Genomic DNA, 14,504 nt, shown 5'->3' on the forward strand with positions numbered 1-14,504 from the left:
CCGCCCCCGCTGCCCCCCCCCCCGCGCCCGGCCGCGCCCCCCCCCCGCGGGGGGGGGCCCCGCGTCCACGCTCACCCGCCGGGGGCGGGCGCGTGCACGACCGGGCGCACCTCGACGGCGCCGAGCCGCGCGTCGGGCAGGCCCGCCGCGACTCGAGCGCGCGTTCCGGGGTCGCGCAGTCGACCAGCAGGTACCCCGCGAGCTGCTCCTTCGCCTCCGGGAACGGGCCGTCCGTCGTCATGGACGCCCGGACGGTCCGGGCGCCGCGGGATCGGCGAGCGCCACGCCCTCGACCAGCTCACCGGACTCGGTGATCTCGTCGTGCCATCGCGCCGCCCGCCCGGCCAGTTCGTCCCGCTCCTCCTGCGGCAGCGCCAGGTAGCCGGATCCCGCAGGAACAGCGGATGCTCCCAGTTCTCCGGATTGCCGTAGATCAGGATCAGGTACTTCACGTCGCCCCTGGCCTCCGTTCCTACTTCGGTCCCGCGACCCCGACGAGGTTGCCCTCCGGGTCGGTGAACCGCCCGACCGCGAAGCCGTCCCCGCCCGTCGGGCCCATCACCCGGCGGCCGCCGAGGCTCTCGGCTCATGTCCCGGTCCCAGCGGGCGCGATCCTGGTCCCAGCGGGGCCGCCGCTTCGCCCGGCTGATGCGCTGCGCCATCGTCGCCTCCGGTACCAGGAACGCGCGGGCGATCTGCGCCGTGGTCGGCCCGCCGACCGCCCGCAGCGTCAGCGCCACCCGCGACGGCTCGGAGAGCGCGGGATGGCAGCACAGGAACAGCAGCGTGAGGGTGTCGTCCCCGCCGGGCGCCGCGGCGCGGGCCTCCCGCCGCCTGCGGGCCTCCTCGCCGCGCACCCGGTCGGCCGGCCGCCGGGACGCGACCGTGACCAGCCACCCCTGCGGGCTGTCCGGCAGCCCCTCGGAGGGCCACTGCGCCACCGCGTCGGCCAGCGCCTCCTGCACGGCCTCCTCGGCCGCGTCGAAGCACCCGGTCGCGGCGCCACGCTACCCACCTCGGGGACGCGCGAGCGGCGCGTGAGGATCGCCATGGTGCGCCCGGGCATGACGAAGGCCCCCGGAACCGCGCGGTTCCGGGGGCCTCCGCCGGTGCGTCAGTAGGACGGGAGGCTCGGGTCGATCTGGTTGACCCAGGCCACGACGCCGCCGCCGACGTGGACGGCGTCGGCGAAGCCGGCGCTCTTCACCACGGCGAGCGCCTCGGCGGAGCGGACGCCCGACTTGCAGTGCAGGACGATCTTCTTGTCCTGCGGCAGCCGCTCGAGGGCCGAGCCGTTCAGGAACTCGCCCTTCGGGATGAGGGTCGCGCCCGGGATCGAGACGATCTCGTACTCGTTCGGCTCGCGGACGTCGACGAGGAAGATGTCGTCGGCGCGGTCCTGCATGGCCTTGAGGTCGTGCACGGAGATCGTCGAGTCCTTGACGGCCGCGGTGGCCTCCTCGGACACGGCGCCGCAGAAGGCCTCGTAGTCCTCGAGGAGCTCGGTCTGCGTGGGGTTCTTGCCGCAGAGCGGGCACTCGGGGTCCTTGCGGACCTTGACCGAGCGGTACGTCATCTCCAGGGCGTCGTAGATCATCAGGCGGCCGACGATGGGCTCGCCGATGCCGGTCAGCAGCTTGATGGCCTCGTTGACCTGGATGGAGCCGATGGACGAGCACAGGACGCCCAGGACGCCGCCCTCGGCGCACGACGGGACCATGCCGGGCGGCGGGGGCTCGGGGTAGAGGCAGCGGTAGCAGGGGCCGTGCTCGGCCCAGAACACCGACGCCTGGCCGTCGAAACGGTAGATGGAGCCCCACACGTACGGCTTGCCGAGCAGGACGGCCGCGTCGTTCACCATGTAGCGGGTGGCGAAGTTGTCGGTGCCGTCCAGGATGAGGTCGTAGCCGGAGAAGATGTCCATGATGTTGTCGCGGTCGAGCGCCGTGTTGTGGACCACGACGTCGATCAGCGGGTTGATCTCACGGACGGTGTCGGCGGCGGACTCGACCTTCGGCTTGCCGAGGGACGACTGCCGGTGGATGATCTGCCGCTGCAGGTTCGACTCGTCGACGACGTCGAAGTCGATGACGCCGAGGGTGCCGACGCCCGCGGCGGCCAGGTAGAGCAGGGCCGGGGAGCCGAGGCCGCCCGCGCCCACGACCAGGACCTTCGCGTTCTTGAGTCGCTTCTGACCGGTCATTCCGACGTCGGGGATGATCAGGTGCCGCGAGTAGCGGTTGACCTCGTCACGGGTGAGCTCCGCTGCGGGCTCGACCAGAGGTGGCAACGACACGGTGGGTGCTCCTGTGCTGACGCTCGGCTGTTCAAGGGGGCGGGACATCGTCGTCCCCACTCGCACAACCTTGCCATGACCGGCCGCATTCCCCGCCGTCACCCCGACGAGAGGGGCGGAATGCCGGAACCGCAGCTAATCTAGGCTGTTGTGGCGTTCCTGCCCCCTTCCCCCCAGCCTCCCGTGCCGTTCCCCCCACCGGAACCGCCCCCGCGCGTCACCGTGCTCGGGCTGCGCGGGCGGCAGTGGATGGCCGTCGCGATCGTCGTCGGCTGCTGCTACCTGCTGGCGTCCGTGGCGGCGCTGGGCAGCGTGTGGAACTCCTACACCCGCGACCCGACGGACGCCGAACTGGAGATCGCGTCCCGGACCGAGGTGGCGCGGCGGTGGCAGGCGTGGCCCGCGGAGCGGATCTTCCCCGACCGGGTCCCGTACCGGGTCGAGAAGGGCGTCACCGAGTACGCGACGCGGACGGGCATCGTGCCCGACACCGACTGCGCGCAGGCCGTGGACCCCGCGCTCGTGAAGACGCTCGTCCGGCACGGCTGCAGGGCCGTCCTGCGCGCGACGTACGTGGGGGCGCTGAACGGCATCGTGACGACGGTCGGCGTCGTCGTCTTCCCGGACGCCTTCAAGGCCGACCGGGCGTTCAAGGAACTCCCGGGCGCGAAGGGACCGGACGGGTCCGGCGGGGTGCGGCCCGCGCTGAAGGCCGCGGCGTTCCCCGGGACGGCCTCCGGACGGTTCACCGACGAGGCCCGGCAGGCCCGGGGGAGCGACCGCGGCGGCCCGTACGTGCTGCTGACGACGTCCGGGCACACCGACGGGCGCCCCGCGGCGGCCGTCGAGCGGGAGCGCCCCGGGCGCCCGTTCGTCCTGGCGCCGCAGCTCGCGAACGCCCTGGAGGAGTCGCTGTCCACGCCGGCGCTGCCGGACTGTTCCAAGCGCGAGTGGCAGTGCTGAGGCGCGCGGCGGCGGTGCTGACCGCGTGCGCCGTGGCGTGGCTGCCGGCCGCCCCGGCCCGCGCGGACGAGGTGCGGGCGCGGCAGCAGCCGGCCCTGGACGTCCTCGGCGTGGACGAGGCGTGGAAGGTGACGCGCGGGGAGGGCGTGACGGTCGCGGTCGTCGACTCGGGCGTCGACCCGGACCAGGCCGATCTGCGGAGCGCGGTCACCGTCGGGCCCAACATGCTCGCGGAGGAGGACGCCGGGACGGAGCCGGAGCGGCTGCACGGGACCGGGATGGCGTCGCTGATCGCGGGCCGCGGCCACGGGCCGGGCCGCCGCGACGGCATCATCGGCGTCGCCCCGGAGGCGCGCATCCTGTCGATCCGGTCGATCGCCGAGGAGGAGGACGCCTCGTACGCGCGGTTCCGCCGCTCGAAGAAGGCGGAGGAGGCCGTCGCGCGCGGCATCCGCCACGCCGCCGACCAGGGCGCGGACGTCATCAACCTCTCGCTCGGCAAGGAGGGCGAGATCACGGCGGAGCGGCAGGCGATCGCGTACGCGATGGCGAAGGGCGCCGTGGTGGTGTCGGCGGTCGGCAACGACGGCGACGACCCGGACGTCCTGGACGGCCACGGGTTCGCGCCGTACTCGTACCCGGCGTCGTACCCGGGCGTGATCGCGGTCGCGGCGTCCCGGCCCGGCGGCGCGCGCGCACCGTTCTCCAACAGCAACTACTCGGTGCTCGTCGCGGCGCCCGGCACCGGGCTGCCGGTCGCGCTGCCGGGCGGACGGTACGCGCTGAGCAGCGGCACGAGCGACTCCAGCGCGCTCGTGTCGGGCATCGCGGCGCTGATCAAGGCGGAGTATCCGGAGCTGCCGCCGGCGCTGGTCGCGCAGGCGATCGTCGACGGCACCCGCAACGGGCCGGCGGAGACCTACGACGCCCAGATCGGGTTCGGCGTGGTGCACGCGGCGCGGTCCCTGACGGCCGCGGCGAAGCTGGTGCGGGAGCGGGCGACGACGACCGCGGGCAAGCCGCCGGGGCGGCGGTTCGGCGCCGCCGAGCCGGAGCCGGTGCGGGTCATCGAGCGCCCCGCCTGGTTCACGGGCGCGCTCGTCCTGATCGTCGGCGGGATCCTGGGCGGGACGATCGCCGCGGTGTGGATCTCGGCCCTGTTCGCCCGCCGCCACCCGCGCGACACGCGCCCGTCCGTCCCCGGCGGTGGACCCGGACCCGGCGCGGGCCCGCCCGGCCTCGCCCGGCCCGGCCTTCCGCTGCCCGGCCTCCGGCCCGGACGGCACACCGGCCCGGATCCCGCGCCCGGGCCGTGGCGGCCCGGCGGACGCGAGACGATCGGGTGATGGACCCAGACGAGTACTCCGAGGCCGTGCTCGAGACGGTGGAGCGGATCCCGCCCGGCAAGGTGCTGGCGTACGGGGACATCGCCGAGCTGATCGGGCGCGGCGGGCCCCGCCAGGTCGGCCGGGTCATGTCGCTGTTCGGCGGCGGGGTGCCGTGGTGGCGCGTGATTCGCGCGGACGGGAGCCCGCCGCGCTGCGACGAGGTGCGCGCGCACGAGCGGTGGCGGGCCGAGGGCACCCCGCTGCGTCCGGACGGCCGCCGCGTCGACATGGCCCGCGCCCGCTGGAACCCGGACGAACCCGCCTGAACCAGTCCCGTCACATTTACTTCGGCGTTCCACCCTGCACACTTCCGCGACATGGGTGCGTTGTGGTCCGATCATGCTCGTTGATCTGCTGCAATGAACTGTTGTGCCGCCTGCTTCCTACCGTCTCGTGCGCCGCGCCGGTCCCGCGCGCGCCGTCGCGCCCGTCCTGGACGACGGGCAGCGGCGCGTGGTCGAGCACGCCGGGGGTCCGCTGCTGGTGCTGGCGGGGCCGGGCACTGGGAAGACGACGACGATCGTCGAGGCGGTCGTCGACCGGATCGAGAACCGGGGCGTCGACCCCGAACGGGTGCTCGTCCTCACGTTCAGCCGGAAGGCGGCCGGGGAGCTGCGGCAGCGGATCGCGGGCCGCCTGCACCGGACGACGCGGACGCCGCTCGCGCTGACGTTCCACGGGTACGCGTACGCGGTGCTGCGGCGGGAGGCCGTCGAGGGCGAGGAGCCGTCGCCGCGGCTGCTGTCGGGGCCCGAGCAGCTCCTGGAGGTGCGGCGGCTGCTGGAGGGCGAGCTGGCGGACGGCGCCCTCGGCTGGCCGGAGCGGCTGCGCGCGGCGCTGGCGACGCGGGGGTTCGCCGAGGAGCTGCGGGACTTCGTGCTGCGGGCCGTCGAGCGCGGCTACCTGCCGGACGACCTGGACGCGCTCGGCCGCATCCGGGGACGGGACGACTGGCACGCCATCGCCGGGTTCATGGACCGGTACGAGGAGCGGTTCGCGCTTGATCCCGTCCCGACCTACGACTACGGCGAGCTGATCCAGATCGCGGCGGAGACCCTCGCCGACGAGGACGCGCGGAACCGCGAGCGGGACGCCTACGACGTCGTGTTCGTCGACGAGTACCAGGACTCCGACCCCGCGCAGGAGGCGCTGCTGCGGCACCTGGCGGGCGGCGGCCGCGACCTGGTGGCGGTGGGCGACCCCGACCAGTCGATCTACGGGTTCCGGGGCGCCGACGTGCGGGGGATCCTGGAGTTCCCCGAGCGGTTCCGGACGCTCGACGGCGACCCGGCGCCCGTGGTGGCGCTGCGGAACTGCCGCCGGATGGGGCCGGAGATCCTGGAGGCGTCGCGGCGGATCGCGCGGCGGCTGCCCGCCGGGTCGTCGCTCGCCGCCGAGCACCGGGCGCTGGTCCCGCCGGAGGACGCCGAGGAGGGCGAGGTCCGGGCGGTGATCGCCGACTCGGAGTCGCAGGAGTCGGCGCTGGTCGCGGACGAGCTGCGGCGCGCGCACCTGCTCGACGGGGTGCCGTGGTCGCGGATGGCGGTGCTGGTGCGCAGCGCGGTCCGGCAGGTGCCGGTGCTGCGGCGGGCGCTCGCGCAGGCCGGGGTGCCGGTTGTCGTCGCGGGCGACGAGGTGCCGCTGGTGTCCGAGCCCGCCGTGCGCCCGTTCCTGGTGCTGCTGCGGGCGGCGCTGAAGAAGGACTACCTGGACGACGCCGTCGCCGAGGACCTGCTGACCGGCCCGCTCGGGGGCGCCGACGCGCTCGGCATGCGCCGTCTCAAGCGCGCGCTGCGCGACCTGGAGGAGCTCTCGGGCGGGAACCGTCCGCTGGGGGACCTGCTGGTGGCGGCGGTGAACGACCCGCGGGAAGTCGCGCTCGTCCACGAGCGGGTGCGGGGCCCGGCGGAACGGATCGCCCACCTGATCGAGACGGCGCGCCGCAGCGTCGCCGAGGGCGGCACCGCCGAGGACGTCCTGTGGGACGTGTGGCGCGAGAGCGGGCAGGCCGACGCGCTGCTGGAGCAGAGCATGCGGGGCGGGACGCGCGGCGCCGCGGCCGACCGGGACCTCGACGCCGTCGTCGCGCTGTTCGACCACGCGGCCCGGTTCGTCGACCGGCTGCCGCAGGCGGGCCCGGAGCTGTTCGTCGACAACATCGCCGCCCAGGAGATCGCCGGGGACACGCTCGCCGAGCAGGCGCCCGAGGGCGAGGCCGTCCGGATCCTCACCGCGCACCGCTCGAAGGGCCTCGAATGGGACGTCGTGGTCGTCGCGGGCGTGCAGGAGGGCGTCTGGCCGGACCTGCGGCTGCGCGGCTCCCTGCTGGGCGTCGAGGAACTGGTCGAGCACCACGCGGGCTCCCAGGAGGACGGCCCGGCGGACGGGCCCGCGGTCGGCGCGTCGATGGCCGCGAAGATGCTCGACGAGGAACGCCGGCTCTTCTACGTCGCGGTCACTCGCGCGCGCAGGCGGCTCGTCGTGACGGCGGTCGGCGGCGACGACGCGGAGGAGCGGCCGTCGCGGTTCCTGAACGAGCTGCTGCCGGGCGCGATCGAGCAGTCGCAGCTCGACGAGAAGACGCGCTGGCTCTCCCTGTCGGCGCTGGTCGCCGACCTCCGCTCGGTCGTCGCCGACGCGGGACGGCCCGAGCCGCTGCGGCGCGCGGCCGCCGGCCACCTCGCGCGCCTCGCGCGCGCGGGCGTGCGCGGCGCCCGTCCGGAGAACTGGTACGCCATCACCGCGCTGTCGGACCCGGGTCCCGCGTTCACCGAGGACGAGCAGATCACGATCTCGCCGTCGCAGGTGGAGGCGTTCACCACCTGCGGGCTGCGGTGGCTGCTGGCGTCGGCCGTCGGCGCGCAGGAGGGCGGCCCGAACGAGTTCAGCACCATGGGCAAGGTGGTGCACGCGGTCGCCGAGATGGCGGGCGCGGACGACGGCATCGACGAGGTGCACGTCGCCGAGCGGCTCGACGACATCTGGAACGACCTGGAGTTCCGCAGCTCGTGGTACTCCGACAAGCAGCGCGAGCAGGCCGCGAAGATGGTCGACAAGTTCCTGACCTGGCACCGCGACAACCCGAACGAGGTCGTGGCGCTGGAGGAGTCGTTCAAGGTCGACCTCGGCCGCGTCGTCATCAAGGGCCGCATCGACCGCGCCGAACGGGACGAGCACGGACGCGCCGTGATCATCGACGTGAAGACGTCCACGACCGCGGTGCCGAAGGACGACCTGGCGCGCCACCCGCAGCTCGGCGTGTACCAGTACGCGGTGATGCTGGGCGCGTTCGAGCGCCACGGGCTGATCGAGCCCGGCGGCGCGAAGCTCATCCAGGTGGGCAAGGCGGCGTTCGCGGCGCGCGCGCGGGAGCAGGAGCAGCCGCCCCCGTCCGAGGACCCGGATCCCGAGTGGCCGAAGAAGCTCATCGAGGTCGTCGCGACCGGCATGGCCTCGGACGTCTTCCAGGCCCGCGCCAACGACAAGTGTCGGACGTGTCCCGTACGCTCCTGCTGCCCCGTCCACGACGAGGGCGGGCAGGTCGGTGAGTAGGCGGGCGGACGCGGGGGGCCTTCGGTGATCACCCCGGCCGAGCTGGCGCGGCTGCTGGAGATCCCCGAGCCCACCGACGAGCAGGCCCGCGTGATCGAGGCGCCGATGGCGCCGATGGCGGTCGTCGCGGGCGCCGGGTCCGGCAAGAGCGAGACGATGGCCGCGCGCGTCGTGTGGCTCGTCGCGAACGGGTTCGTCCGGCCCGAACGCGTCCTCGGGCTCACGTTCACCCGCAAGGCCGCCGCCGAACTGGGCGCGCGCGTCCGCAAGCGGCTCGACGCGCTGCGGGAGGTGCTGCCCGCGGACGAGCTGGAGCGGCTCGGCGGCGAGTCCCTGTTCGACGGCGAGCCGATGGTGTCGACGTACCACGCGTACGCGGCGCGGCTGTTCGGCGACCACGCGCTGCGCGAGGCCCTCGAGCCGACGATGCGGCTGATCTCCCCGGCGGTCGCGTGGCAGATCTGCTCGCGGGTCGTCGACGCCTACAACGGGCCGATGGACCGCATCGACTGGTCGCCCGACACCGTCACGAAGGCGGTCATGGAGCTGTCGGGCGACCTGGCCGAGCACCTGCGGACGGCCGACGACGTCCGGGGCGTCGGGGCGCGGCTGGAGGAGATGTTCGCGGCGCTGCGCAAGCCGCTGAAGGCGCAGCGCGACGTCCTCGCCAAGCAGGCGGTCCGCGAGCAGCTCATGCCGCTCATCGAGGCGTACGGGCGGGCGAAGGCGGCGAAGGAGGTCATCGACCACGGCGACCAGATGGCCCTTGCCGCCCGGATCGCGGCGCGGCATCCCGAGGTCGGGATGATCGAGCGGTCGCGGTTCTCGGTCGTGCTGCTCGACGAGTACCAGGACACCAGCCAGGCGCAGCTCGTCCTGCTGCGGTCGCTGTTCGCGGGCGGGCACCCGGTCACGGCCGTCGGCGACCCGTGCCAGTCGATCTACGGGTGGCGGGGCGCGAGCGCGGGCAACCTGCTGCGGTTCGCCTACGACTTCCCGGCGCAGCCCCCGGTCGCCGGGCGGAAGCCGGTTCCGGCGCCGGTCGTCCAGTTGAGCCGGTCGTTCCGGAACGGGGAGCGGATCCTCGACGCGGCGGCCCGCATCCAGGAGGAGCTGCGCGCCGACACCAAGGCGGTGCCGGTCCTCGTGCCGGGCGCCGGGCGGGACGGGCGCGGCCGCGTCGAGTGCGCGCTGTTCGAGACCGTCGAGGAGGAGGCCGAGCGCATCGCGGGCCGGATCGCGGCGCTGCTGGCCGCCGACCCCGGCACGGCGCCGGACGGGGAGCCGCAGCCCGAGCCGCTGCGGTTCTCCGACGTCGCCGTGCTGGCCCGCAAGCGGTCGCAGTTCCCGCTGCTGCGGCGGGCGCTGGAGGCCCGCGGGATCCCGGTGGAGGTCGTCGGGCTCGGCGGGCTGCTGACCGTCCCGGAGGTGCAGGACATCGTCGCGACCATGCGCGTCATGCACGACCCGTCGGCCGGGGCGTCCCTCGCCCGCCTGCTCACCGGGCCGCGCTGGCGGCTCGGCCCCCGCGACCTCGTCGCGCTGGGGCGGCGGGCGCGCGCGCTGGCGCAGGAGCAGGCGCGCGACGTGACCCCGCCACCCGCGCGCGACGAGGAGCCCGGCGAGGGCGGGGCGTCGAAGACCTTGAAGTCCCAGATGATCGACATGGGGGGCGCGGAAGAGGGGGGCGCCGAACAGCCGGGCCCGGAGCCGGGTGACGATCCGCTGCGGCAGCTCGTCAGCGAGCTGAACCAGGAGACCGGCAGCCTCGTGGACGCCCTCGACGACCTGGGCGACCCGGCCGCGTACTCGCCCGAGGGGTACGGGCGGCTGCGGCGGCTCCGCGACGAGCTGCGGGTGCTGCGCGGGCAGGTCGGGCTGCCGCTGCCCGACCTGGTGAACGAGGTCGAGCGGGCGCTCGGGCTCGACATCGAGGTCGCGGCCCGGTCCGGGCTCGACCCGGTCACGGCGCGCGCCGACCTCGACGCGTTCATCGACGCCGCCGCGCGGTTCGCCGGCGACGCCGAGGACCCGACGCTCGGCGCGTTCCTCGCCTACCTCAAGGCCGCCGAGACCGAGGAGTTCGGGCTCGAGGCCGGGCGCGTGGGGGAGACCGACAGCGTCAAGCTGCTGACCGTGCACGCGTCCAAGGGCCTGGAATGGCCGGTCGTGATCGTCCCCGGGCTCGCGTACACGGCGCAGAAGAACGGGAACCCGGCGAAGGGGTCGATCTTCCCGTCGCCGCCGCAGAACGCCACCCGCTGGACCGCGAACCCGCGCGTCCTGCCGTTCCCGCTGCGCGGCGACCGCGCCGACCTGCCGAACCTCGCGGGCCTGGAGAAGGACGACCTCGCGGCGTTCGAGCAGGCGTGCGCCGAACGGGACGTGCGCGAGGAGCGGCGGCTCGCGTACGTCGCGGTGACGCGCGCGTCCAGCCTGCTGATCGCCACCGGCTACTGGTGGGGGTCGTCGGGCCGCCCGCTGGGGCCGTCGCCGTTCCTGGAGGAGGTCCGGGAGGTGTGCGCGGCGGGCTCCGGGAAGATCGTCGCGTGGGCCGACCGGCCGCCGCCGGACGCGACGAACCCGCTGCTCGCCGACCCCGACGAGGCGCCGTGGCCGGCGGCGCCGGGCGACCGCGGGCACACCGACCTGTCCGCGCGGGAACGCTACGAGGCCGTCGTCGAGGGCGCCCGCATGGTCGAGGACGCGATGGCGGGCCGCGTCCTGCACTGGGCGGGCACCGGCGGCCTCGCCGACGCCGACCGGGCCCGCATGTCGGCGTGGGCGCGGGACGTCGAGCTGCTGCTGGCCGAGCGCGACCGGGGGCGCGGCGGCGACGGGACGCTCGTCGAGCTGCCGGGGCACCTGTCGGTGTCGTCGCTGGTGGTGCTCGCCCGCGACCCCGCCGCGCTCGCCCGGCAGATCCGCCGCCCGATGCCGCGCCCGCCCGCCCCGTACGCGCGGCGCGGCACCGCGTTCCACACCTGGCTCGAGGGACGCTGGGGGCAGCAGCGGCTCCTCGACCCGGACGAGCTGCCCGGCGCGGCGGACGAGGGTGCGGCCGACGACGCCGACTTCGAGCGGCTGCGGGAGGCGTTCGAGGCGTCGGAGTGGGCGGCGCGCGAGCCCCTCGACATCGAGGTGCCGTTCGAGACGATCATCGGCGACCGGCTGGTCCGGGGCCGGATGGACGCGGTGTTCCGGTCCTCCGACGGCGGCTACGAGGTCGTCGACTGGAAGACCGGGCGGCCCCCGTCGGGCGACGACGCGCGGTTCGCGGCAGTCCAGCTCGCCGCGTACCGGGTCGCGTGGGCGCAGCTCGCGGGCGTCCCGGTCGAGCGGGTGAGCGCCGCGTTCCACTACGTGCGCGCGGGCGTGACCGTCCGTCCGGCGGACCTGCTGGACGCGGACGGGCTCGCGGCGCTGCTGGACGGCGTCCCCGCGGGCTGACCCGCCGCGCCCGCGCGGGTGATCATCATCACGCGGCTCTGTTCACCGCCGGTGCTTTCGGGGATGATCCGGGGAACCGACGAGGGAGGCTGCGGCATGACGGAATCCCATGACGCGAAGGTGGTCCGCGAGTTCTCCAAGCAGGCGGCCGGATTCGCCGACCCGGGCCGCAACGAGGCGTTCACCCGGCATCTGGACCGGCTCGTCCGGTTCATGGACCCCGAACTCGATCTCGAGGACGTCGTGCTGGAGGTCGCCGCCGGGACCGCGCTGGTGTCGCGGGCGATCGCGCGCCACGTCCGGCACGTCACCGCCCTCGACCTGACGCCCGCGATGCTCGCCGAGGGCAAGCGCGCCGTCGACCGCGACGGCGTCACCAACGTCACCTTCGCGCACGGCGACGCCGCCGCCCTGCCCTACCTCGACCGGTCGTTCACCCTCGTCGTCACGCGTTTCTCCCTGCACCAGGTCGCCGACCCGAAGGCCGTCGTGAAGGAGATGGAGCGGGTCAGCCGGCCCGGTGCGGCGATCTTCGTCGCCGACCTCGTCCGCCCCGACGACCTCGACGGCGATCCCGACCGGATCGAGCGGCTCCGCGACCCCTCGCACGGGACGATCCTCACCGAGGCGCAGGTCGTCGAGCTGGTCACCGGGGCGGGCGCCGAGGTGAAGCGGGCCGAACGGTTCGAGATCGTCCGTCCGCTGGAGCCGTGGCTCGAGTTCTCCGGCACGCCCGAGGACGTGCGGGAGCCGATCCGCCGCGAACTGCGGGACGAACTGGGCGGCGGGCCCCCGACCGGGATGCGGCCGAGCGAGCGGGACGGCGAGCTGCACTTCACGCACTCGCTGCTCTTCCTGCACGCCATCGCGGGCTGACGGACGGCGAACCGGGAGCGTCCCGACGTTCCGGGCGCGACACGGGGCACTTTTTCGAGCAAACGTTCGACGCCGCTCGCTCATGTGTTCTATGTTGTCGCGCATGGCTTCCAGCACCCTTCCCCTCGACCGGCCTCTGGAGCGCGAGCCGGCCGCGCTGGCGATGCGCATCGGCGTCGTGGCGGCCGAGGCCGCCCTCGCCGCCTTCGCGCGCAACCTCGACGTCGACGACCTCGCCGACGGCGTCGACTTCCAGGGCGCCATCGGCCCCGCCGAATGGCCGCTGTTCTCCCTGGTCATCGACACCCTCGCCGAGGCCGCCCCTGGCGACGACCGGCCGCTGGACGAGCGCCGCGCGGACGCCCTGAACGACCTCGCCCGCATCTGCATGGCCGCCAAACGCCGCGCCGCCTGACGGCGTTCCCCCGGCCGGCCGCCGCACCGGTCAGGCGTTGCCGCCCCACAGGGGCCCCGCGTAACGGGCGATGGACGTCTCGATCTCCTGGCGGGAGCCCTTGAGGCGGTGGACGGGCACGACCACGATCCAGCCCGTCTTCCTCTCCAGGAAGCACAGGGGCGTCCGCGGGCTGCGGACCGCGGGAAAGGCGGTGCCGGGCCGGGGGAAAACGCAGACCGCCCATCCGACGTCCTCCGCGCGGCGGACCACGACCCGGCCGATCTCGTGCCAGCGGTAAACGACGCGGCGACCGCCGTACCGGAGTTCGACGCCGGCCGTGCCGACGTCCAGTTCGCACGGTTTCCGCAGCGCCGTGACTTGCGAAATCATCCACGCGACCGAGGAACGGACCAGCCAGAACGTCACCACGACGAGAATCGCGGCGAAAAGCGCGAATTCCGCGCCGACGTCCCCGCCCTGCGCGGCCACGGTGATGGACAGCAGGGCCGCCCCGAGGGCGATTCCCATGAGAAACCGGCCCGCGTACCCCACAAGGGCGAGGACCACGGGCAGAACGCTCCCCTTGAATTGGACGAAATGGCCGGTGGCGGGCGGCGGCGGTTGTTCGCGAGCCTCCTCGTAGGGCCGCGTCCCGGTGATCGGCTGCGCGGGCGCGGAGGGAGCGGCGACGGGATACCGGGTCAGCATCTCCCGCACGGGCGGCGGGAGCCAGTCGCCGTCCTCACCCGCCGAGGACAGTGCCCGCAGCAGGGCGGCGGGCGTCGGCCGCGCCGCCGGATCCTTGGCGAGGCAGTCCCCGATGACGCCGCTCAACGGGGCGGGCAGCCCGTCCAGGGCGGGCGGCGTGTGCACGACCCGATAGGTCAGCGTCTCCACCGGCCCCTCCCCGAACGGCCGGACCCCGAGGGCGTAGGCGAGGACGGCGCCGAGCGCGAACACGTCGCACGCCGCGGTGATCGTCCCTTCGGAGATCAGTTCGGGCGCCATGAAGCCGGGCGTGCCCGCGTGGGCGGTGATCCCGGACGCGTCGACCGCCCGGGCGATGCCGAAGTCGATGACGCGCGGGCCGTCGGGAGCGAGCAGGATGTTGGACGGTTTGAGATCGCGGTGGACGACGCCGGCGCCGTGCACGGCCTCCAGCGCCTCCGCCAGCCCGGCCCCGAGAGCGATGACCGAGTCCGGCGGCAGCGGTCCGTGTTCGGCGATCGCGGCGGCGAGGGAAGGCCCGGGCACGTACGCCGTGACCAGCCATGGAGTGTCCGCGTCGGGATCGGCGTCCACGACGGGCGCGGTGTGGAATCCGCCGACCCGGCGGGCCGCCTCCACCTCGCGTTTGAAACGCCTCCGGAATTCGGCGTCGGCCGCGAAACCGGGATGGACGAGCTTCACCGCGACCGGCCGGCCGCCGGGGGACGAGCCGAGGAACACCTGCCCCATTCCGCCCGCGCCCAGCCGGGCCGAGAGCGTGTAACGGCCGATCGTACGAGGATCCCCAGGTCGCAAAGCGTCCACCGCAGCCCCGTCTCTCGTTATTCTCGATTTCGCAGTCAACTACGGACGA

Annotated in this window: 10 protein-coding genes and 1 pseudogene; 7 read left to right on the plus strand and 4 right to left on the minus strand. The window is 74.5% G+C overall.

Translation table 11 applies throughout. From position 1 onward, the window contains the following. The 3 genes and pseudogenes from AB0L25_RS32365 to moeZ form a co-directional block, all read right to left on the minus strand. Positions 1-241, minus strand: a 241-nt coding sequence (locus tag AB0L25_RS32365) for a YciI family protein (RefSeq protein WP_500176547.1), incomplete at its 3' end; no start/stop codon positions are given. 388 nt (positions 242-629) lie between these two features. Beyond that, positions 630-992, minus strand: a pseudogene (locus AB0L25_RS32370) (sigma factor-like helix-turn-helix DNA-binding protein); the annotation flags it as partial. Between the two features lie 122 nt (positions 993-1,114). Next, positions 1,115-2,296 (minus strand): adenylyltransferase/sulfurtransferase MoeZ, encoded by a 1,182-nt coding sequence (moeZ, locus tag AB0L25_RS32375; protein ID WP_500176549.1) that lies wholly within the window; start codon positions 2,294-2,296, stop codon positions 1,115-1,117. Between the two features lie 183 nt (positions 2,297-2,479). On the opposite strand from moeZ, the gene AB0L25_RS32380 reads away from it, so the two are divergent. The 7 genes from AB0L25_RS32380 to AB0L25_RS32410 all read left to right on the plus strand — a co-directional run bounded on the left by AB0L25_RS32380 (position 2,480) and on the right by AB0L25_RS32410 (position 12,940). Then, complete coding sequence (locus AB0L25_RS32380; protein WP_500176550.1) at positions 2,480-3,259, plus strand: hypothetical protein; 780 nt, start codon at positions 2,480-2,482, stop codon at positions 3,257-3,259. Then, positions 3,247-4,605, plus strand: a complete 1,359-nt coding sequence (locus AB0L25_RS32385; RefSeq protein ID WP_500176551.1) for a S8 family serine peptidase — start codon at positions 3,247-3,249, stop codon at positions 4,603-4,605. The genes AB0L25_RS32380 and AB0L25_RS32385 overlap by 13 nt, the downstream gene beginning before the upstream one ends. Further along, positions 4,605-4,913, plus strand: coding sequence for an MGMT family protein (locus AB0L25_RS32390; RefSeq protein ID WP_500176552.1), 309 nt, complete (start codon positions 4,605-4,607; stop codon positions 4,911-4,913). The genes AB0L25_RS32385 and AB0L25_RS32390 overlap by 1 nt, the downstream gene beginning before the upstream one ends. 103 nt (positions 4,914-5,016) lie before the next feature. Beyond that, positions 5,017-8,199: an ATP-dependent helicase gene (locus tag AB0L25_RS32395; RefSeq protein WP_500176553.1), complete on the plus strand. Its 3,183-nt coding sequence runs from the start codon at positions 5,017-5,019 to the stop codon at positions 8,197-8,199. Between the two features lie 24 nt (positions 8,200-8,223). Next, the gene (locus tag AB0L25_RS32400; protein WP_500176554.1) at positions 8,224-11,649 is read left to right on the plus strand and encodes an ATP-dependent helicase; all 3,426 of its coding nucleotides are present in this window, start codon (positions 8,224-8,226) and stop codon (positions 11,647-11,649) included. Positions 11,650-11,745: 96 nt separating this feature from the next. Beyond that, a complete protein-coding gene (locus tag AB0L25_RS32405; protein WP_500176555.1) occupies positions 11,746-12,525 on the plus strand; it encodes a class I SAM-dependent methyltransferase in 780 nt (259 codons plus the stop codon). Positions 12,526-12,628: 103 nt separating this feature from the next. Continuing rightward, complete coding sequence (locus AB0L25_RS32410; RefSeq protein ID WP_191329913.1) at positions 12,629-12,940, plus strand: hypothetical protein; 312 nt, start codon at positions 12,629-12,631, stop codon at positions 12,938-12,940. 30 nt (positions 12,941-12,970) lie between these two features. On the opposite strand, the gene AB0L25_RS32415 is transcribed toward AB0L25_RS32410, so the two are convergent. Next, the gene (locus AB0L25_RS32415) at positions 12,971-14,455 is read right to left on the minus strand and encodes a serine/threonine-protein kinase (protein WP_500176556.1); all 1,485 of its coding nucleotides are present in this window, start codon (positions 14,453-14,455) and stop codon (positions 12,971-12,973) included. Positions 14,456-14,504 lie beyond the last annotated feature (49 nt).

Source organism: Spirillospora sp. NPDC052242, assembly GCF_040679555.1.
Taxonomy (GTDB): domain Bacteria; phylum Actinomycetota; class Actinomycetes; order Streptosporangiales; family Streptosporangiaceae; genus Spirillospora.